Origin of the sequence: Streptomyces sp. NPDC046215 (genome assembly GCF_040646215.1) — a bacterium.
Lineage (GTDB): Bacteria > Actinomycetota > Actinomycetes > Streptomycetales > Streptomycetaceae > Streptomyces > Streptomyces stramineus.
In genome coordinates this window covers 19,985-39,072 of the sequence record NZ_JBEYZW010000051.1, presented here as the reverse complement: position 1 = coordinate 39,072, position 19,088 = coordinate 19,985, and the positions used below count along the sequence as shown (strand labels likewise).

Genomic DNA, 19,088 nt, shown 5'->3' with positions numbered 1-19,088 from the left:
CTCATGCATCGTCGCCGGAATGGCACCCGCATATGACGGTAGCGGCGCGAAGGGGTTCTGGGGGGAGGTGTACGAGGGGGTGTGAGGGGGCATCAGGTGGCAGCCTCGGTGCGGGGGGACTCGGGGACGAGAGGGTCTGCGCGGGGATGATGCGCGGCGCGTCGGGTGGCGCGCGGGCCGGTCGGGGGCCGGTGGGCCGGCCGGGCTGAACGGGTCAGATGGCCATGCCGTAGACGATGGTGAACAGGGTGCCGAGCGAGCCGATGATGAACACACCGGTCAGGCCGGCGACGATCAAACCCTTGCCCTGCTCCGCGCTGAAGGTGTCCCGCAGCGCCGTCGCGCCGATCCGCTGCTTCGCCGCGCCCCAGATCGCGATGGCGAGGCAGAGCAGGATGGCCACGGCCATCACGACCTCGACCATGATCTGGGCTTCCTTGCCCAGGTTGCTGAACGGGCCCCAGTTGGGGGCGATCCCGCCAATGATGGTGTTGATGTCGCCCTTGTCGCCGGCTGCCATAAACATTTGTAACTCACCGCCCCTTATGGGTTGTTCTCTCGCCCCTCGCCGCGCGGCAAAGGTCGGGACCTATCTTGGCTGATGATCCCGCCCAAGCATGTCGACTTGGCGTCAATTTTTGCCCGAACCCGTACGCGTCTCCCTCGGCACCGGCCTGACCTGCGGCGCGGGGCATTGTCAGTGGGGAGCCCTATGGTGACTCTGTGTATCACGCGCATGGACGCCGGGCAATGACTGGCGGAGCGGGGGGCCGTGGGGATGTTCAGACGACAATGTGTTCGGTCGGTACGCTGGGGTGTGCGCCGCCCGGGTGACCACCGGGCCGTGCGGCCTCGGGGCCGGTTCATCGCATGCATCGCACTCATCGCCTGTGTCCGGCGCATCGGGGGCGTCGAGATCAAGGGTGGTTCGGGTGCTGGTTGCCGATCGGTACCTGCTGGGCGAGCTCCTCGGCCGCGGCGGCATGGGCGAAGTCTGGCAGGCCCAGGATCAAGTGCTGGGCCGTCAGGTGGCCGTCAAGCTCCTGCTGGGGGACGACGCCGACGAATCGGCCGCGAGCCGCTTCCGGCTGGAGGCGCAGACGGCCGCCCGCCTGAATCACCCTCAGGTGGTCGCGGTCTACGACTTCGGCGCCTGGGAGGGGCGCTTCTACCTCGTCATGGAGCTGGTCCGCGGCCCGAGCCTGGCCCAGGAGCTGACCACGTACGGGACGCTCGCCCCCGACCGGGTCGCCGGGATGGCGGCGCAGGCCGCCGCCGGTCTCGCGGCGGCCCACCGGCAGGGAGTGGTCCACCGGGACGTCAAGCCGGGCAACCTGATGCTGGACGCCGACGGCACCCTGAAGATCGGCGATTTCGGCATCGCCCGCTTCGTGGACGAGACCTCCACCGCGCTCACCAGAGTGGGCCAGATCGTCGGCACCAGCACCTACCTCGCCCCGGAGCGGGCCCTCGGCCGGATGGCCGGCCCCGCGTCGGACGTGTACGCGCTGGGGTGCGTGCTCTACCAGCTCCTGGCCGGGCAGCCGCCCTTCTGGGCGGACAGCCCCACGGCCCTGCTCTACCTCCACGTCGACGCCGCGCCGGTGCCGCCCCGGCAGCACCGGGCCGATGTGCCCCCGGCCTTCGAGGCGTACCTGCTGCGGATGCTGGCCAAGCAGCCGGAGGAGCGCCCCTCGGCCCAGGAAGTGGCGGACTGGTTCGCCGGGACGTCCTGGCGGGAGGCGCCCCGCCCGGCCGCCGTGCCGATGCCCGCGCCCGCGGCGCAGCCGGCGCCCGCGCCCCCGCCCGGGCCCGCGCCCATGACCGTCCCCGCTGCCGTGCCCGCCCCCGCGCAGATGCCGCCCGCGGCCCGGCGGCACGGCCCGCCCACCACCCCGGTCCCCGCGCCCGCGAGCCGGCCGGCGGCGGCGCGGCGCAAGGGCGGGGCCTCCCGGGGGATACGGAGCCCCCGGGTGCTGATCACCGTGGCGGCCGGGGCCGTGGCGTTCGTGGTGGCGGCGCTGATCGGCGCGTCCGTGTTCGCGGCGGAAGGCGGGGAGGACACGCAGCGCCCCGAGGCGCAGCCGTCGGAGTCGGCCCTCCGGGAGCCCGGCCAGGGGACGAACCGGCCTGCCGGTCAGGGCCCCGGCGCCGCCGACGAGACCACGCGCGTGGTCCCCGCCGAGGCGTCCGCGTCGGCCGTCGCCACGCCCCGCCCGTCGCAGTCCGAGCGGTCCAAGCCCAAGACCAGGCCGAGCACGTCGGAGAAGCCGAGAACAGGCGACAAGGACGACAGGGGAGACAAGGACAGCAAGGGCGAGAAGAAGGACGACAAGGGCGACGACTGAGCGGCCACGCCGTCCGGCGGGTCAGTCGATGCCCTCCACGAAGTGGTCGAACTCGCCCGCCTTCACGCCCAGGACAAAGGCGTCCCACTTGGCGTCGGTCGTCACGACGATCTCATCCGGCTTGTGGTTCTCCCGGATGTAGACGTTGCCGTCGTCCCCGAAGGCGACCTCGAGGTACTCGGTCTCATCGCCCTCGGTCGCCGGAATCCAGTTGAGCTCTGGCACGCGTCCCCCCTCGTGGAACGTGCGGACATGGGGTGAGCGGCAGGGCCGCCCGGCGTCCACGATAGAGGAGCGGCCGCGCGTGCGGGCGGGGAGCGCGAGTTCGCTCCGGTCGCACAAGCCGACCCCGTTCACGGTGGTCGACCGCCCCGCGCTCCCCGTACGCTGACGGGCCGACAGGCAACGTCGTCGCATGGATACTCGACGGACTCGTGGGGGAGGATCGCGGGGTGCGAAAGCTCTGGGTGGGCGTGGGTGTCGGGATCGGGATGTGCCTGTGTTTCGTCGGGATGCTCGTCCTCGGCGTGTACACGGTCGCCTCGAACCTGGTCGCGGGCGCCGGCGGCGGAGCGTCGGTCGGGCTGGCCCAGGGTGCGGTGCCGGCGGCCTATCAGAAGCTCGTCCAGGACTGGGGAAATCTCTGCCCCGCGCTCAACCCGGCGATCCTCGCCGCGCAGATCTACTCCGAGAGCGCCTGGAACCCCAAGGCCGTGAGCCCGGCGGACGCCCGGGGGATAGCCCAGTTCATCCCCGGCACCTGGGAAACGCACGGCATCGACGCCAACAAGGACGGCAAGCGCGACATCTGGGATCCGCAGGACGCCATCCCGTCCGCCGCGGCCTACGACTGCGAGCTCGCCAAGTACGTCAAGAACGTCCCCGGCGACCTCGCCGACAACATGCTGGCCTCGTACAACGCCGGCTCCTACGCCGTCATCCGGTACCGGGGCGTGCCGCCCTACGACGAGACCCAGGGCTATGTGAAGGCCATCCGCACCCTGGAGAAGAGCTTCGCCCGCCCGGTCGGCCGGGTGGCGCCCTCGCAGCAGGCGGCCGGGGCGATCTACTACGCGCAGGAGAAGCTCGGCACGCCGTACCTGTGGGGCGGTGACGGCACGGCCGAAGACCGTGGCCGGTTCGACTGCTCGGGGCTGACGAAGGCCGCGTACGAATCGGTGGGGATCACCCTGCCGCGCGTCGCCAACGACCAGTGGAACGCGGGCGCCCACCCCAAGCGCGACGAATTGCTCCCCGGTGACCTGGTCTTCTTCGCGTACGACCTGAAGGATCCCAGGAGCATCCACCATGTGGGGCTCTACGTCGGAGGCGGCCACATGATCAACGCGCCGTACACGGGGGCCGTGATCCGCTTCGACAAGATCGACACGCCGGACTACATCGGGGCCACCCGAGTGACTCAGGATGGCGCGAAAGCGTTGCCCAGGACGAACGGCGTATGAACGGGAGACCCTGAAATGCGACCATGGGTCACCCTTCGATAACGTCCTGGTGATCATTGGGTGGAGAGTGGAACGCCCCGCCGGAGTGGGGCGTTCCATGGGAGTGGGAAAGCAGCGTCGCTACACACGCGCACGGACCACGGGGGTCGGCAGCTGGACGTAGCAACAGGCGACAGATAAGGGGCCACGACAGATGGCTGGACTCGCGGTGGGGCACCCCATGTCGGAGGCCAGGGGTGGGTCGAACCCCGATACGAGCACGTTGTACGACATCAACGGCATCGCCCGGAGCGCCCCCAACTGGCTCGACCGGACCATGGAGTTCATCGGCGAGTTCGGGATCGTCCTCGGGTTCGGCGTGCTCATGCTCTGCGCCTGGTGGAGCGTCCGCAAGCGGGGTGACGCCCCGTCGGCCGTGGCCGCGCTGGCCTGGGCGCCGCTCGCCGCCGGCATCGCCCTGCTCGTCAACATCCCGATCCGCGAATTCGTCAAGCGCCCCCGGCCCTTCGTCGACCACGCCGGCCTGGAAGTCCTGGTCAAGGGCAAGACCGACTACTCCTTCGTCAGCGATCACGCGACGCTGACCATGGCGCTGGGCGTAGGGCTCTTCGTCGCCCACCGCAAGTACGGCCTGATCGGAATCGGCCTCGCGTTCCTTGAGGGCTTCTGCCGGGTCTACATGGGGGTGCACTACCCGACGGACGTCGTCGGGGGCCTGGCGCTCGGCACCGCCGTCGCGCTGCTCCTGGCGCCCCTCGCGATGATGCTGCTCACGCCGCTGGCCCGTGTGGTGGGGGGCACGCGGGCGGGGTGGCTCGTCCGCTCCCGGCGGACGGTGGCGCCCGTCATGGCCGGGCCCGGGGCGCCCGGCAGGGGCGTCTCCGAGCAGCCCCTGCACCGCGACAACGACCTCGCCGCCTGACCCCTGCCCCGCGCGCCCTTACAGCGCCTGCGGGAAGTCGAAGAGCCTGTCGGGGTCGTACTTCCCCTTGATCCCGGCGAGGCGGCCCGCGGCGTCGCCGTAGTAGGCCCGCCGCCAGTCCGTCAGGCCGGGATCGGTGTAGTTCTGGTAGGCCGCGCCCGAGGCGTGGCGGCGCATGGCGGCGTGGGCGCCGTCCAGCCAGGAGGTCTGGGCGGTGCCCGGCGCGCCCGCGGCCCAGTTGGTCAGGTACTGGGCGAGGAAGCGCGACCGGCGGTGGACGAAGGCGGTCGCCAGGGGCCGGACGCGGTTGACCGCGCCGCCGAGGGCCGCCAGCTGCACCGAGGCGCCACCGCTGCCGCCCTGGCGGCTGAAACGTTCCATCTGGTCGGTCAGGGTCCGGATCCCGGCCGCCGTCAGTGAGCGGTCGTAGAAGTCCGAGCGCGCCGCGTAGGTCTCGCGCGCCAGCGTCCCGGCGGTGTCGCGGCCGGGGGTGGTGCCCGGCAGGTGGCACTGCTCGGTGGACTTCTCGGCGCAGCCCGCGTAGCCGCGGACCATGTCCAGGTGGGAGCGCCGCCGCAGCCGCGGCCCGTTCGCCGTGCCGCCCACCGTGCCGACCAGCCGGTCGAGAGCGTTCTCCAGGTCGCCGTAGGTGCCGAGCGAGTACACGCTGACGGAGACGCGGGGCGTGCCGCCCGCCACGGCGGACAGGTCGCACGAGGACCAGATCTCGTCCGGGAGGCCGGGCCCCCACTCCTGCCAGGACCGCAGGACGGCGGCGGCCTTCGCCCAGGGCCAGGAGACGTAGCCGCTGACGCCGTCCACCGCCTCGCGGGTACGGAACCGGAGCTCGGTCACCACCCCGAAATTGCCGTTGCCCGCGCCGCGCAGCGCCCAGAAGAGGTCCGGCCGCCGGGAGGCGTCACACTCCACGGTCCTGCCGTCCGCGGTCACGAGGGTGGCGCCCGTGAGGCTGTCGCAGGTCAGACCGTAGGCACGGGAAGTGACGCCGTGTCCGCCGCCCAGAGTGAGGCCCGATATGCCCACCGTGGGGCAGGAGCCCGCCGGGACGGTGACGCCGCGCGCGGCCAGGCGCGTCTGGACGTCGATGAGCTTGGCCCCGGCCCCCACCGCGGCGGCGGAACCCGAGGGGAAGCGGACGGAGGAGAGCCGGGACACGTCGATGACGAGCCGGTCGGTGCCGCTGGACCAGCCGGCATAGCTGTGACCGCCGTTGCGTATCGCTACGCGGGTGGTGTGCCGGCGGGCGAAGGCGAGGCACTCGGCGATGTCACCGGTGGAGGCCGCGTAGGCGACGGCGGCCGGGCGCAGCCCGTCGAAGCGGGTGTTGTACAGCTGCCGGGCCGCGGGGTAATCGGCGTCACCGGGGCGTATGAGGCCGCCGGAGAGGCCCTTGCCCAGGGCGGACCAGTCGGCCGCGGCGGCCTTGGTGGGTGCCCCGCCGGGCCGCCTGGCGCCCGGGACGCGGCCGGAGCGCGTGGCGCCGCCGGCGCTGTCACCGCAGGCCGTGCCCCAGACGCCGGCTGCCGCCAGCCCCGTCCCCACGGTCAGAAGATGCCGCCTGTCCATCGTGCTCCGCCACCCCACTACTGCCGGCCGCTGTGCTGCCTAGACAGATGGCGTACCCGGATACGGGGTTCCTTCACCTGTGCCGAGGAGGTGGGCGGCGGCGTCCTCGCGGGCGAGGGACCGGGCGCGGCGGGCGGGGCCGCGCCAGCCGCAGGTGCAGCGGGCACTGCAGAAGGAGCCGCGCTCGCTGGTGCTGGTGGCATGGGCCGCGGCGGGCCCGCGGGCGGAGGGATCGGACACGTGACCACGCTACCGGGCCGTGACGGTGACCCCGGCGCGGTCGTTGACCGTAACGGGTTCCACAGCGCGGTGGCAGGGGGCTGGCAGTCATGGTGGTGCGGCGGCACGGACGCACGGGCGCGGCCCTCGTCGGCACGGTGGCCGGCGGGCTCACCCTCGGGCTGCTGCTGTCCGGCTGTGCCGCGCACCCCGCCCCCGGGCCGCGTGAGCTGCGCGGCGATCTGAAGAGCCTCAGCAGCCAGGCCCGGCCCGCCGGCGACAGCGCCGACCCCGGCCGGGCGCGGGAGGCGGTCCGCCGCGCCGCCCGTACCCTCGCCCGGGCGGGCGGCGCCCGGGTCCGTACGTCCATGGAGACGGTCAGCGGCGGCACCCGGCTCACCATTCACGGCACGGGGGGATACGACTTCGCGCGGCCCGTCGGACAGCTCACGGTGATGATGCCGGAGGACGTGGCCGGGGCCGCCGGGCACCGGCCGATCACCCAGGTCTTCCGGCCCGGAAAGCTGTTCATGAAGAACCGCGGGGCCGGGGTGCCCGACGACAAATGGGTACGGCTCGCCACCTCCTCGCTCGCGGACGGAAATCTCCTCACCAACGGTGCCACCGATCCCCTCGCGGCGGCCGAACTGCTCGGCGGCGCACGGGAGGTGACATACCTGCGGGACGAGTGGGTAGACGGGGTGCGCGTCAAGCATTACTGGGGCACCATCGACCTCGGGCAGGCCGCGCGGGTGGCGCCCGCGCGGGACCGGCGGCCCCTGACCGTGGCGGCGAAAGGGTTCTCCAGCGGGACGGTGGCGTTCGATGTCTTCCTCGACGACGCGGGCCGGCCGCGCCGGGTGCGCCACCGGTTCAGCGTCGAGGGGCAGGGGCAGCAGGCCGTGGCCGCCGCCATGACGGTGGTCTCCACCGTCGAACTCCAGGACTTCGGGACCGATGTCGATGTCCCCCTGCCGGCTGCCGCCGATATCTATGCGGGCACGGTCGGTTCGCCGCGGAAATAGCGCGGCACGGCGTAGTTGGCCATGGAAATGGTCCTTCTGTGCCATGCGCGCCATGTGTACCGATCACTACGCTGGTATTTCGAGGAACGAAAGACCCGAGGAGGTGAATCACGTGGTTTCGCGACGCGGTTCGTCCGGCGGGCCGGATCCCGTGGCCCTCATCGAGATCGATCTCTACGGCGATTTGATGATCGCCGCGTCGAGCGCGGACGAGGAGCGGCTCAGCGCGGACCGTATCGACGAGGTGCTGCGGGTCGTGCCGAGGCCCGAGTCCTCTGCGGAGGGGGGCGGGGGCGGCTAGGGTCGTGGGCCGCTGAGCGGGCCTGTTCACGGTCCGTCGTCGCCGCCTGCGGCGGCGAGCGCCCGGCGGGCGCGTCCTCAAGCACTCCCCCGGCTACCTCCCCCAGCTACCGCTGGGGGTGCCCCCAGGGGTGCCCCCGGGAGGTGCCCCCGGACGGGCTGGTAGTGGCTGAGCTCAGCGGAAGCCAGCCCGCCGGTAAGGGGTAGGGGCTACCGCTACGTGCGCAGGAGGCGGGCGATGGCCGCGCTGGCCTCCGCCACCTTCGCGTCGATCTCCTCGCCGCCCTTGAGCGCCGCGTCCGCCACGCAGTGGCGCAGGTGCTCCTCCAGGAGCTGGAGGGCGAAGGACTGCAGGGCCTTGGTGCTCGCGGAGACCTGGGTGAGTATGTCGATGCAGTAGACATCCTCTTCGACCATGCGCTGGAGGCCGCGGATCTGGCCCTCGATCCGGCGCAGGCGCTTGAGGTGCTGGTCCTTCTGCTTGCTGTAGCCGTGCGGGCCGCCGGGCGCCGCGGGCGAGGCGGGGGCGCCGTGGCAGGACGTCGCGGCCGGGTCGGTGGTGCCCGGCACTCCGGCTTCCGTGGTCGTCATGGCGTCCTCCGTCGTCCCGCTGTGGCGCGGTCTGCTCTCCCTCGCCCGGGTGCGTATACCCCACTCGTATACCCCTGGCGGGTATATGGTACCGAATTTTGACGCCCGCGGCGGGGTACCTGCCTTGGTGAGCACTCTGCCCGATGGGCGACACTGAGGGAATGCCAGTTAGCTGTGGCCGGATGATGCGCCTAGCATCAACGAGACCGAATCCGCTGCACCCCGAGGATCCCACGTGCGCTTTCGTCTGACCCCCAGGGAGACGAGCTTCTACGACATGTTCGCCGCCTCCGCGGACAACATCGTCACGGGCTCCAAGCTCCTGATGGAACTGCTCGGAGCGGATGCGTCCGCCCGGGCCGAGATCGCCGAGCGGATGCGGGCAGCGGAACACGCGGGTGACGACGCGACCCACGCGATCTTCCACCAGCTGAATTCGTCCTTCATCACGCCGTTCGACCGCGAGGACATCTACAACCTCGCCTCCTCGCTCGACGACATCATGGACTTCATGGAAGAGGCCGTCGACCTGGTCGTCCTCTACCAGGTCGAGGACCTGCCGAAGGGCGTCGAGCAGCAGATCGAGGTCCTCGCGCGGGCCGCGGAGCTCACCGCCGAGGCCATGCCGAACCTGCGGACCATGACGAACCTCACGGAGTACTGGATCGAGGTGAACCGGCTGGAGAACCAGGCGGACCAGATTCACCGCAAGCTCCTCGCCCAGCTCTTCAACGGCAAGTACGAAGCCATCGAGGTTCTCAAGCTCAAGCAGATCGTCGATGTGCTGGAAGAGGCGGCCGACGCGTTCGAGCACGTCGCCAACACCATCGAGACCATCGCGGTCAAGGAGTCCTGACCCCCGGTGGACACCTTTGCTCTCGTCGTGACCATCGGGGTCGCGCTCGGTTTTACCTATACCAACGGCTTTCACGACTCCGCGAACGCCATCGCGACCTCGGTCTCCACGCGGGCGCTGACCCCGCGCGCGGCCCTCGCCATGGCGGCGGTGATGAACCTCGCGGGTGCCTTCCTCGGCAGCGGGGTCGCCAAGACCGTCAGCAAGGGCCTGATCGAGACGCCGGTGGGCGACAAGGGGATGGGAATCCTCTTCGCCGCCCTGATCGGCGCCATCGCCTGGAACATGATCACCTGGTACTTCGGGCTCCCGTCGTCCTCCTCGCACGCCCTGTTCGGCGGCATGGTGGGCGCGGCGCTCGCGGGTGGCACGACCGTCATCTGGTCGGGCGTCATCGAGAAGATCGTCATCCCGATGTTCCTCTCGCCGTTCGTCGGCCTGATCATCGGCTATCTGGTGATGGTCGCGATCATGTGGATGTTCCGCAGGGCCAACCCGCACAAGGCCAAGCGCGGCTTCCGGATCGCCCAGACGGTCTCGGCCGCGGGCATGGCGCTCGGCCACGGTCTGCAGGACGCCCAGAAGACCATGGGCATCGTGGTGATGGCCCTGGTCATCGGCGATGTGCAGGGCATGGACGACGAGATCCCGCTGTGGGTCAAGCTCTCCTGCGCGATCACGCTCTCGCTCGGTACGTACGCGGGCGGCTGGCGGATCATGCGGACGCTCGGGCGCCGCATCATCGAGCTGGACCCCCCGCAGGGCTTCGCGGCGGAGACCACGGCCGCGTCGGTCATGTACTCGGCGTCGTTCATGTTCCACGCGCCGATCTCGACCACCCATGTCATCACCTCCGCGATCATGGGCGTCGGCTCCACCAAGGGCTCGCGCGCGGTGCGCTGGGGGGTCGCGAAGAACATCGTGATGGGCTGGTTCATCACCATGCCGGCCGCGGCGCTGGTCGCCGCGTTCAGCTATTGGATCGTGCTCCTCGCCTTCGGCTAGCCACCGCGAGGACGACCGCACGAACGGACGGGCCCGCCCCCTGGTAGTCACAGGGGGCGGGCCCTTCGCCGTGCGGTGGCACCGCCATGCAGCACCGCAGGCGGTCTGCGGGGGCGTCCGTCGGGCACGCCCTAGCCGAAGCGGCCCGAGATGTAGTCCTCGGTCGCCTGGACGGAGGGGTTGGAGAAGATCCGCTCCGTGTCGTCGATCTCCACCAGCTTGCCCGGCTGGCCGACGCCCGCCAGGTTGAAGAAGGCCGTCCGGTCCGACACGCGCGCGGCCTGCTGCATGTTGTGCGTCACGATGACGATCGTGAAGCGCTCCTTCAGCTCCCCGATCAGATCCTCGATGGCGAGTGTGGAGATCGGGTCGAGGGCCGAGCAGGGCTCGTCCATGAGCAGCACCTGCGGCTCCACGGCGATCGCCCGGGCGATGCACAGGCGCTGCTGCTGGCCGCCGGAGAGGCCCGCTCCCGGCTTGTTCAGCCGGTCCTTGACCTCCTTCCAGAGGTTGGCGCCCTTGAGGGACTTCTCGACGACCTCGTCCAGCTCCGCCTTGCGGACGCGGCCGCCGTTGAGCCGGATGCCGGCGGCCACGTTGTCGTAGATCGACATGGTCGGGAAGGGGTTCGGCCGCTGGAAGACCATGCCGACCGTGCGGCGCACGGAGACCGGGTCCACGCCGGCGCCGTAGAGGTTCTCGTCGTCCAGCATCACCTTGCCCTCGACCCGGCCGCCGGGGGTGACCTCGTGCATGCGGTTCAGGGTGCGCAGGAAGGTGGACTTGCCGCAGCCGGACGGGCCGATGAAGGCCGTCACGGAGCGGGGCTCGACGGTCATCGAGATGTCCTCGATGGCCTTGTGGGTGCCGTAGTAGGCGTTGAGGCCGCCGACGTCGATGCGCTTGGCCATGGGGATCACTACTTCTTTCCGGGAGTCGGCCGCGTCAGCAGCCGGCCGTGCGGCGGGGCCGCAGGTCAGTGCTTCGGGGCCTTCCAGCGGGCTACGCCGCGGGCCGCCAGGTTCAAGATCATGACGAAGGCGATGAGGACCAGGGCCGCGGCCCAGGCGCGGTCGTAGCTGGCCTCGTTGCCCGCGGCCCACTGCTCGTAGATGTAGTACGGCAGGGAGGACTGCGCTCCGTCGAACGGGTTGTTGTTGATCACCTGGGAGCCGAAGACCAGGAGGACGATGGGGGCGCTCTCCCCCGCGATGCGGGCGACCGCGAGCGTCACACCGGTGGCGATGCCGCCGATGGCGGTGGGCAGGACCACCTTGAGGATCGTGCGCCACTTGGGCACGCCCAGGGCGAGGGACGCCTCACGCAGCTCGTTCGGCACCAGCTTGAGCATCTCCTCGGTGGAGCGGACCACCACCGGCATCATCAGGATCGCCAGGGCCATCGCACCGGCGAAGCCGGAGTAGCCGAAGTCCAGCATCAGGATCCAGAAGCTGAGGATGAACAGGCCCGCGACGATCGACGGGATGCCCGTCATGACGTCCACGAAGAAGGTGACGACCTTGGCGAGCCGGCCGCGCCCGTACTCCACGAGGTAGATCGCCGTCAGCAGGCCCACCGGGGCCGCGACGGCGGTGGCGATGCCGACCTGCTCCAGGGTGCCGATGATCGCGTGGTAGACGCCGCCGCCGGGCTGGATCGTCAGCACTCCGGACATCGAGTGGGTGAGGAACCCGCCGTCCAGGACCTTCATCCCGCGCCCGACCGTCTCCTTGATCAGGGAGATCAGCGGCACGACCGCGATCAGGAAGCAGACCCACACCAGGCTGGTGGCCAGGCGGTCCTTGGCCTGGCGCCGGCCCTCGACCCGCGCGGCGAGCGCGTACATCCCGCCGACGAAGAGCACCGCGGCGATCAGACCCCACTGGATCCTGCTGCTCAGCCCGGCGCCGGCGCCGATGCCGATGCCCACGGCGGCCGCGGCGAGCGCGCAGGCGGCCGGGGCCCAGCGGGGCAGGCGGGGCCGGCGGAGTCCGGCGCTCGGCAGCGGCCGGTTGGTGACCTGCGGCTTGTCCGTCATCACGTCGCTCATTCCGAGTACTCCTTGCGGCGCGCGATGATCATCCGGGCCGCGCCGTTGACCAGCAGGGTCAGGACGAACAGCACCAGGCCGGAGGCGATCAGGGCGTCCTTGCCGATCTCGCCGGACTCCTTGAAGCTGCTCGCGATGTTCTGAGCGAACGTTCCGCCGCCCGGGTCGAGCAGGCTGGTGTTGATCACGAAGCTGGGGGAGAGGACGGTCGCGACGGCCATCGTCTCGCCGAGCGCCCGGCCCAGGCCCAGCATCGAGGCGCTGATGACACCCGACCGGCCGAAGGGGAGGACCGACATCCGGATGACTTCCCAGCGTGTCGCGCCGAGCGCGAGCGCGGCCTCCTCGTGCATCTTCGGGGCCTGGAGGAAGACCTCGCGGCTGACGCTGGTGACGATCGGCAGGATCATGATCGCCAGCAGGATGCCGATGGTGAAGAGCGAGCGGGCGGCGCCGTCCTGGTAGGTGAAGACGCCGGTCCAGCCGAAGTAGTCGTCCAGCCAGCTGTAGAAGCCGCCCAGGTGCGGCACCAGGAAGAGGGCGCCCCACAGGCCGTAGACGATGGACGGGACGGCGGCGAGCAGGTCGATCACGTACGCGAGCGGGGTGGCGAGCCTGCGCGGCGCGTAGTGCGAGATGAAGAGCGCCACGCCGATCGCCACGGGCACCGCGATGACCATCGCGATGAGCGAGCTCACGACCGTGCCGAAGGCCAGGACGCCGATGCCGAAGACCGGCGGGGTGGCGTTGGCGCTCCACTCGAAGGTGGTGAAGAAGTTGCCCTCGTTGTGGGAGAGGGCGTTCGCGGCCCGCACGGTGAGGAAGACCGCGATCGCGGCCATGATCACCAGGAGCAGGATGCCGGAGCCCCGGGAGAACGCGAGGAAGATCCGGTCACCGGCGCGGGTGGCGCCCCTGGCCTGCCCGGTCGAGAGCGGCGCGGCCGGCGGGGGCGGTGGGCTTGCGGCTGTGGCAGTGGGTATGTCCATGGGGTTTCTCCGGTCTGCGGAGCGGGCCGTCGTTCGGCCGGCGCTCCTGGCGCGGCGGTGCACCGGACGGTGCGGCCGGGGCTCCGGGGTCCTTCGAGGCCACGGAGCCCCGGCCGCACGCGGGTCAGGACAGGCTCGCGATGGTCTCGCGGACCTTCGTGGCGATCTCGGCGGGCAGCGGGGCGTAGCCGAGGTCCTTCAGGACCGACTGGCCGTCCTCGCCGGCGATGTAGGTGAGGAAGGACTTGGTGGCGGGCAGGGTCGCGGCCTTGTTGCCCTTGTCGCCGACGACCTCGTACGTCACCAGGGTGATCGGGTAGGCGCCCTCGGCCTTGGTGGCGTAGTTGAGCTTGAGGGCGAGGTCCTTGCCGGTGCCGGTGATCTTCGCCTCGGCGATGGCCTTGGAGGCGTTCTCGGAGGTGGCCTCGACCGGGGCCGCGGCGCCGGTGTTCAGCTTCACCGTGTCGATCTTGTTGGCGGTGGCGTAGGAGAGCTCGAAGTAGCTGATCGCGCCCTCGGTCTGGCGGACCTGCGAGGAGACGCCGGCCGAGCCGTCGGCGGACTGGCCGCCCTTGGCCGCCCACGCCTTGCCCGGGGCGTGCGGCCAGGACTTCTCGGCGGCGGCCTTGAGGTACTTGGTGAAGTTGTCCGTGGTGCCCGACTCGTCCGAGCGGTGGAACGCCTGGATCTTGGTGCTCGGGAGCTTGGCGTTCGGGTTGAGCTTCTTGATCGCCTCGTCGTCCCACTTCTGGATCTTGTCGTCGAAGATCTTGGCGAGGGTGTCGGCGTCCAGCACGAGGTCGTCCACGCCCTGGAGCTTGTAGCCGATGGCGATCGGGCCGCCGAGCAGGGGCAGGTTGATGCCCTGACCGCCCTTGACGACCTCCTTGGACTTGGTGACCTCCTCGGGCTTGAGCGCCGAGTCGGAGCCCGCGAATGCGGTCTTGCCCTGGAGGAACTCCTGGATGCCCGCGCCCGAACCGGTGGCCTTGTAGTTGATCTGGATGTCCTTGCAGGCCGCCGTGAAGTTCTTGACCCACAGGTCCATGGCGTTCTTCTGCGCGGACGAGCCGGAGGCCAGGAGCTGCCCCTTGCCCTCGCACTTGATGTTGCCGGCGGCCTTGGTGGAGTCGCCGCCACCGTTGCCGCTGCCGCTGTTGTCGTCCGAGCCGCACGCCGTGAGGACCAGGGCGCCGGAGACGGCGATGGCACCGAAGGCGACGGCGCGGAGCCGGTTCTTGCGCTGAAGCTTCACTTTCGGGTGTTCCTTCCAGGAGCCGCCGCTGGGGCGGCGTGCGAGAGGTGTGCGGTGCTTTCCTACTCGATCTTGAAGGTGGGGCTCGGGCCTCCGTGGGCGGTGTGGCCCGCACCCTCTATTGGCGAAATTAGGCAGAACAGGTGAAGCGGTCGAACGGGTGGAGTGAACGGAGGGTGAACCTCGGCCGTCAGGGTGGTGGCCCGGCCTCGCGATCGTTTGTGTCGAGTGTGACGTAGGTCTCTGTCGATTTATGAGCTGACGTGGCAGCATCCGATCCTTGCGTGACGGCAAGTCAGACCGGGGGCGGAAGCCGCGGAGGTGGCCTGTGAGGCGGAACGGCAGGGGTACGGGCGGTAATGCGGGCGGTAACGCTCCGGCGGACGGGGCCGTCGCACCCCCGCCGGGCGCCCGGGCGAGAGGCCGGAGCCTGCTCGTCGCGACCGCGCTGGTCTGCCTGGCCGGAGTGGCCGGGGCGGCGGCCGTACCCGGCGCGGCCTGGGCGGCGCCCGCGCCGCCGCGCAGCCTGGAGGAGATCCACAAGGAGGTGGAGGGCCTTTACCGCCAGGCGGAGACCGCCACCGAGGCGTACAACACCGCGAACGAGGCCCAGCGCGAGCAGGAGAAGTCGATCGTGGACATCGCGCGGTCGGCGGCCGAGGCCGAGAAGCGGATGGACCGGCTCAAGGGACAGGCCGGCGCCCTCGCCCGCGCGCAGTACCGCGACGGCACCATGCCGCCCAGGGCTCGGCTCCTCCTCTCCTCCTCCCCCGAGAGCTACCTGGAGGGCGCCGCCCTCGCCCACAAGGGGGAAGCCGCCACGCGCGGGCTGATCGCCCAGGCGGCCGCCACGCAGAAGGCCCTCGACGGCTACGCGAAGGCCGCGGGCGAGCGCTGGAAGGTGCTGGACGCCGAGCGGAAGAAGAAGGAGAGCGCGAAGAAGGAGATCGAGGCGAAGCTGGCGGCCGCCAAGGCGCTCGAATCGCGCCTGGAGGAGAAGGAAAAGGAGCGGCTGCGGCAGATCGAGGAGGAACGGGCCCGCCGGGAACAGGCGAAGTGGCTGGCCTCCGACGCCGTGAAGGGCGTCACCCTCAAGACGTCCGGCGCGGCGACCGGCGACGGCGGGCAGGCGGTCGCCTTCGCGACGGCCCAGATCGGCAAGAGCTACGTGTGGGGCGCCACGGGCCCGGACACCTACGACTGCTCCGGCCTGACGCTCAAGGCGTGGGGGGCCGCCGGGCGGGCGATACCGCGCACCTCGCAGGAGCAGTGGCGGCAGCTGCCGAAGGTCGAGGTGAAGGACATGCGCCCCGGCGACCTGATCATCTACTTCGCCGACGCGAGCCATGTGGGCATGTACGTGGGCGACGGCACGATGGTGCACGCGCCGCGGCCGGGCCGGCAGATCACGCGGGCGGGGGCGGGCTCGATGCCGATTCTGGGAGTCGTCCGGCCGGGCGCCTCCGGCGGGGGGCGGGGTTAAGGGGCGGGCTCTTAACGGCGTTAACGGGCGGGCTCTTAAGGGGCCGGGCATGGCGCGTGCCTACGGCGGTGGCGTCCGGGCGCGGCGGATTCCGGTGGGTCCGCCGGCCGGCGCCGCGAGGCCGTGGGCGGCGGGTCGCGGACGGGTTCCACCCGTGCGGGGTGCCGGCGGCGGTGGCCGGGTCTGATCCCGGCCCGGCCCGGTCGGTGTGGGGGCATCCGGCCTGGTGCGGGCCGTTTCGCGCGGACGGCGTCGGCTTGCCCCGGCCGGCGGGCCTCGGGCCCCGGCGCGGGGCCGGCGCCGGGGCCGTGGTGGGGTTGCGGCCGAGGACGCGAAGGGGCCGGGCCGGTTTCGTTCGTGCCGGATACGGGCCCCACGGCAGTGACCCGCCCGGGCGCGATCAGCGCTCAGGCCCCCCGTCCGCCGTGCCGCCCGCAGGGCCACCCGGCAGGGCCGCCCTGAACGTGTCGTACGCCTTCTCGTCGAAGAGGACGAACCGTGCCTCGGTGACCTCGGTGGGTGTGGTGGCCACCGTGCGGAGGGCGATGTCGGCCGCGTCCGCCATGGGCCAGCGGTAGATGCCCGTCGAGATCGCCGGGAAGGCGACCGTGCGGGCGCCCAGCTCGTCCGCCACTCTCAGTGACTCCCGGTAGCAGGACGCCAGGGTCGCCGAGCGGTCCTCCTCCGCCGAGAAGACGGGGCCCACCGTGTGGATCACCCAGCGCGCGGGCAGCCGGCCCGCCGTCGTGGCGACGGCCGCGCCCGCCGCCAGGCCGCGCCCGTAGTGCCCGGCCCGCAGCTCGCGGCAGGCCGCCAGGATCTCGGGCCCGCCCCGCCGGTGGACGGCCCCGTCGACACCGCCGCCGCCCAGCAGGGAACTGTTCGCGGCATTCACCACGGCGTCGACTTCCTGTTCGGTGATATCGCCCCGCACCAGCGTGATGTTTGTCATTTCGTGATTCTCCCGCACCGCGCCAAATGCCGCCCCCGAGTGGGCATATGACAGGGGCGAGTGGCTCCGTTCCATTCCGTTCGACCGTGCCTGACGCTAGGGTCGCGTTCGGTACCTACCGGTCGGTGGGTGCCGTGTTTCCGGGGGGGAACGGAAGGAAGCCTTCACCATGTCCGTACCCGCGCCGAGGTCCGCGGAGCCGTCAGCCGCACCGCCCGACGCCGGGCAGCTGACCTTGCTGGTGATCGAAGACGACCCCGGCGGCTCCCTCTCCGTACCGGATCTGATCGAGATGTCGGGGGCGGCGGGCCGCCCCGTCCGCATCCGCACGGCCCGCAACCTCACCGAGGCCCAGCGGCTGCTCACCGACGACGTCCACTGCGTTCTCCTCGACCTCGCCCTGCCCGTCACCGACGGTGCCTGCCCCGACGGCACCACCCCCGACGCACCGGACCACCTGGACGTCCTGCGCGAGGTGCTGCGCATCGCCCCGGGCCATGCCGTTCTCGCCCTGACGGGGGAGGCCGACGCCGAGCGGGCCGCCGAGGCCGTACGGGCCGGCGCCCAGGACTACCTCTTCCGCGACGAGCTCGACGGGCCGGTGCTCAGCCGGGCCGTCCGCTACGCCGTCGAACGCAAGCGCGCGGACGTGGCCCACCGGCAGCTCACCGAGTCGCGGCTGCGCGCCCAGGAGAACGCCCGGCTGGAGCGCGGCCTGCTGCCCACCCCGCTGCTGGCCGGCTCGGGCCTGCGGTTCGCCGCCCGCTACCGGCCCGGTCGCAGCCGCGCCCTGCTCGGGGGCGACTTCTACGACACCGTCCGCACGCCGGACGGCACCGTCCACGCGATGATCGGCGACGTCAGCGGTCACGGCCCCGACGAGGCGGCCCTGGGTGTCGAACTGCGGATCGCCTGGCGGGCGTTGACCTTCGCGGGGCTGTGCGGTGACGAGCTGCTCGCCACCCTCCAGCAGGTCCTGGAGCACGAGCGGGCGGACGACGAGACCTTCGCGACGCTGTGCGCCGTCGACATATCGGCGGACGGGCGGCGCGCGGGCCTGAGCCTGGCCGGGCACCCCGCCCCGCTCCTGGTGCTGCCCGGGCAGGCGCCGCGGCTGCTGCCGCAGGAGGACGGCGGCCCCGCGCTCGGGCTGCTGCGGCGTGCCCGCTGGCCGCGCCGCCAGGTCGAACTCGGCGGCAGCTGGAGCCTGATGATGTACACCGACGGCCTCATCGAGGGCCGGGTCGGTGACGGGCCGCGGCGCCTGGGGCAGGACGGCATGGTCGAGCTGATCGCCCGTCAACTGCGCGGCGGGCTGCGGGGCGAGGAGCTCCTCGACGCCGCGGTGACGGAGGTGCGGGCCCTGAACGGCGGGGACCTCACGGACGACCTCGCGGTCCTGCTGCTCGACCGCGGTGACCGCTCGGCTCAGCGCGACCGGGCCTGCGGGTCGGGGGAGCGCACCACCGCTGCGCGGCGGTGTCCTCAATCGCCGGACGGGCTGATCGGGCTGAGCTCAGCGATTGCAGGCCCGTCCGGGGCCACCTCCTGGGGGAGGTAGCCGGGGGGCTTGAGGACGCGCCCGCCGCCGCGGGCGGCAAGACGACGGGGCCGGGCCGGGTGGCCTCAGCGGCGGCCGTTGTACGGGCCGTAGGGGCCGTCCGAGCTGGAGCCGCCGCCCCGGCGGCGCGGGCCGCGCCCGCCGCCGGCCTGCTTGAGCGCGGGCCGGACGTCCACGATGTAGACGATCGTGGCGATCAGCCCGAGGATCGGCAGGAAGCTGAAGATCCCCAGGAACAGGTTCACCGCCACGGCGATGCCGAGGATGATCAGCCAGAACGGCTTGGACTGCTTGTCGGCGGCGCGGTAGGCGTCCTCACGGTGCACGGCGGCGTTGAGGAACGCGAACAGAGTGAAGAGGAGCAGGCCCACCGACACCCAGTACAGGGCCTCGCCAAAGGCTTCCACCAACACGTCGCCCACCTCTTGCTCTGCCGGTCGTCGTCAGGGCCGCGGTCGGCGGCTCGCCGCCACCGTACCCGG

20 protein-coding genes are annotated in these 19,088 nt (G+C 71.5%); 9 read left to right on the top strand and 11 right to left on the bottom strand.

Annotation, left to right across the window (positions count from 1 at the left end; all coding sequences use genetic code 11):
* Positions 1-214: 214 nt before the first annotated feature.
* Positions 215-526: a hypothetical protein gene (locus ABZ951_RS21875; RefSeq protein ID WP_344098015.1), complete on the bottom strand. Its 312-nt coding sequence runs from the start codon at positions 524-526 to the stop codon at positions 215-217.
* Between the two features lie 406 nt (positions 527-932).
* Here ABZ951_RS21875 and ABZ951_RS21870 point away from each other — a divergent pair, with 406 nt between their 5' ends.
* Positions 933-2,348: a serine/threonine-protein kinase gene (locus ABZ951_RS21870; RefSeq protein WP_361280492.1), complete on the top strand. Its 1,416-nt coding sequence runs from the start codon at positions 933-935 to the stop codon at positions 2,346-2,348.
* Between the two features lie 21 nt (positions 2,349-2,369).
* Here ABZ951_RS21870 and ABZ951_RS21865 read toward each other — a convergent pair whose 3' ends face one another.
* Complete coding sequence (locus tag ABZ951_RS21865; RefSeq protein ID WP_344086441.1) at positions 2,370-2,573, bottom strand: DUF397 domain-containing protein; 204 nt, start codon at positions 2,571-2,573, stop codon at positions 2,370-2,372.
* Positions 2,574-2,800: 227 nt separating this feature from the next.
* Here ABZ951_RS21865 and ABZ951_RS21860 point away from each other — a divergent pair, with 227 nt between their 5' ends.
* On the top strand, positions 2,801-3,811 hold the full coding sequence (locus tag ABZ951_RS21860; RefSeq protein ID WP_344086444.1) for a bifunctional lytic transglycosylase/C40 family peptidase: 1,011 nt from the start codon (positions 2,801-2,803) through the stop codon (positions 3,809-3,811).
* A gap of 193 nt (positions 3,812-4,004) precedes the next feature.
* Positions 4,005-4,733 carry a phosphatase PAP2 family protein gene (locus ABZ951_RS21855; RefSeq protein ID WP_344086447.1) on the top strand — a complete coding sequence of 243 codons (729 nt, stop codon included), beginning with the start codon at positions 4,005-4,007 and terminating at the stop codon, positions 4,731-4,733.
* Positions 4,734-4,751: 18 nt separating this feature from the next.
* Here ABZ951_RS21855 and ABZ951_RS21850 read toward each other — a convergent pair whose 3' ends face one another.
* Together ABZ951_RS21850 and ABZ951_RS21845 are read right to left on the bottom strand one after the other, a co-directional pair.
* A complete protein-coding gene (locus ABZ951_RS21850; protein ID WP_344086450.1) occupies positions 4,752-6,320 on the bottom strand; it encodes an FAD-binding oxidoreductase in 1,569 nt (522 codons plus the stop codon).
* Between the two features lie 39 nt (positions 6,321-6,359).
* Positions 6,360-6,560 carry a hypothetical protein gene (locus ABZ951_RS21845; RefSeq protein ID WP_344086453.1) on the bottom strand — a complete coding sequence of 67 codons (201 nt, stop codon included), beginning with the start codon at positions 6,558-6,560 and terminating at the stop codon, positions 6,360-6,362.
* 89 nt (positions 6,561-6,649) lie between these two features.
* Between ABZ951_RS21845 and ABZ951_RS21840 the strand changes: the two genes are divergently transcribed.
* Together ABZ951_RS21840 and ABZ951_RS21835 are read left to right on the top strand one after the other, a co-directional pair.
* Complete coding sequence (locus ABZ951_RS21840) at positions 6,650-7,564, top strand: hypothetical protein (protein ID WP_344086456.1); 915 nt, start codon at positions 6,650-6,652, stop codon at positions 7,562-7,564.
* Positions 7,565-7,676: 112 nt separating this feature from the next.
* Complete coding sequence (locus ABZ951_RS21835; RefSeq protein WP_344086459.1) at positions 7,677-7,865, top strand: hypothetical protein; 189 nt, start codon at positions 7,677-7,679, stop codon at positions 7,863-7,865.
* A gap of 215 nt (positions 7,866-8,080) precedes the next feature.
* On the opposite strand, the gene ABZ951_RS21830 is transcribed toward ABZ951_RS21835, so the two are convergent.
* Positions 8,081-8,455: a metal-sensitive transcriptional regulator gene (locus tag ABZ951_RS21830; protein WP_344086462.1), complete on the bottom strand. Its 375-nt coding sequence runs from the start codon at positions 8,453-8,455 to the stop codon at positions 8,081-8,083.
* 235 nt (positions 8,456-8,690) lie between these two features.
* Here ABZ951_RS21830 and ABZ951_RS21825 point away from each other — a divergent pair, with 235 nt between their 5' ends.
* Positions 8,691-9,311, top strand: a complete 621-nt coding sequence (locus tag ABZ951_RS21825; protein WP_344086465.1) for a DUF47 family protein — start codon at positions 8,691-8,693, stop codon at positions 9,309-9,311.
* 6 nt (positions 9,312-9,317) lie between these two features.
* Complete coding sequence (locus ABZ951_RS21820; RefSeq protein WP_344086468.1) at positions 9,318-10,316, top strand: inorganic phosphate transporter; 999 nt, start codon at positions 9,318-9,320, stop codon at positions 10,314-10,316.
* 131 nt (positions 10,317-10,447) lie between these two features.
* Here ABZ951_RS21820 and pstB read toward each other — a convergent pair whose 3' ends face one another.
* From pstB to pstS, 4 genes are all read right to left on the bottom strand, one after another.
* Positions 10,448-11,227: a phosphate ABC transporter ATP-binding protein PstB gene (gene pstB / locus ABZ951_RS21815; protein ID WP_344086471.1), complete on the bottom strand. Its 780-nt coding sequence runs from the start codon at positions 11,225-11,227 to the stop codon at positions 10,448-10,450.
* 65 nt (positions 11,228-11,292) lie between these two features.
* Entirely contained in the window at positions 11,293-12,366 is a 1,074-nt protein-coding gene (pstA, locus tag ABZ951_RS21810) for a phosphate ABC transporter permease PstA (RefSeq protein ID WP_344086474.1), read from the bottom strand.
* Complete coding sequence (pstC, locus tag ABZ951_RS21805) at positions 12,363-13,355, bottom strand: phosphate ABC transporter permease subunit PstC (RefSeq protein WP_344086477.1); 993 nt, start codon at positions 13,353-13,355, stop codon at positions 12,363-12,365. Before pstC ends, pstA begins: the two co-directional genes overlap by 4 nt.
* 124 nt (positions 13,356-13,479) lie before the next feature.
* Positions 13,480-14,610: a phosphate ABC transporter substrate-binding protein PstS gene (gene pstS / locus ABZ951_RS21800; RefSeq protein WP_344086480.1), complete on the bottom strand. Its 1,131-nt coding sequence runs from the start codon at positions 14,608-14,610 to the stop codon at positions 13,480-13,482.
* Between the two features lie 328 nt (positions 14,611-14,938).
* On the opposite strand from pstS, the gene ABZ951_RS21795 reads away from it, so the two are divergent.
* Positions 14,939-16,093, top strand: a complete 1,155-nt coding sequence (locus ABZ951_RS21795; RefSeq protein WP_344086483.1) for an NlpC/P60 family protein — start codon at positions 14,939-14,941, stop codon at positions 16,091-16,093.
* Between the two features lie 400 nt (positions 16,094-16,493).
* On the opposite strand, the gene ABZ951_RS21790 is transcribed toward ABZ951_RS21795, so the two are convergent.
* Positions 16,494-17,045, bottom strand: coding sequence for an O-acetyl-ADP-ribose deacetylase (locus ABZ951_RS21790; protein WP_344086486.1), 552 nt, complete (start codon positions 17,043-17,045; stop codon positions 16,494-16,496).
* A 169-nt stretch (positions 17,046-17,214) separates the two neighbouring features.
* On the opposite strand from ABZ951_RS21790, the gene ABZ951_RS21785 reads away from it, so the two are divergent.
* Positions 17,215-18,606 (top strand): fused response regulator/phosphatase, encoded by a 1,392-nt coding sequence (locus ABZ951_RS21785; RefSeq protein WP_344086489.1) that lies wholly within the window; start codon positions 17,215-17,217, stop codon positions 18,604-18,606.
* A 65-nt stretch (positions 18,607-18,671) separates the two neighbouring features.
* Here ABZ951_RS21785 and ABZ951_RS21780 read toward each other — a convergent pair whose 3' ends face one another.
* Complete coding sequence (locus tag ABZ951_RS21780) at positions 18,672-19,019, bottom strand: DUF2516 family protein (RefSeq protein ID WP_344086492.1); 348 nt, start codon at positions 19,017-19,019, stop codon at positions 18,672-18,674.
* Positions 19,020-19,088 lie beyond the last annotated feature (69 nt).

Coding starts and splice junctions, on each gene's coding strand:
- ABZ951_RS21790 (WP_344086486.1), bottom strand. CDS start 17,045: ATGACAAACATCACGCTGGTGCGGGGCGATATCACCGAACAGGAAGTC.
- ABZ951_RS21785 (WP_344086489.1), top strand. CDS start 17,215: ATGTCCGTACCCGCGCCGAGGTCCGCGGAGCCGTCAGCCGCACCGCCC.
- ABZ951_RS21855 (WP_344086447.1), top strand. CDS start 4,005: ATGGCTGGACTCGCGGTGGGGCACCCCATGTCGGAGGCCAGGGGTGGG.
- pstC (WP_344086477.1), bottom strand. CDS start 13,355: ATGGACATACCCACTGCCACAGCCGCAAGCCCACCGCCCCCGCCGGCC.
- pstB (WP_344086471.1), bottom strand. CDS start 11,227: ATGGCCAAGCGCATCGACGTCGGCGGCCTCAACGCCTACTACGGCACC.
- ABZ951_RS21850 (WP_344086450.1), bottom strand. CDS start 6,320: ATGGACAGGCGGCATCTTCTGACCGTGGGGACGGGGCTGGCGGCAGCC.
- ABZ951_RS21840 (WP_344086456.1), top strand. CDS start 6,650: ATGGTGGTGCGGCGGCACGGACGCACGGGCGCGGCCCTCGTCGGCACG.
- ABZ951_RS21875 (WP_344098015.1), bottom strand. CDS start 526: ATGTTTATGGCAGCCGGCGACAAGGGCGACATCAACACCATCATTGGC.
- ABZ951_RS21830 (WP_344086462.1), bottom strand. CDS start 8,455: ATGACGACCACGGAAGCCGGAGTGCCGGGCACCACCGACCCGGCCGCG.
- pstA (WP_344086474.1), bottom strand. CDS start 12,366: ATGAGCGACGTGATGACGGACAAGCCGCAGGTCACCAACCGGCCGCTG.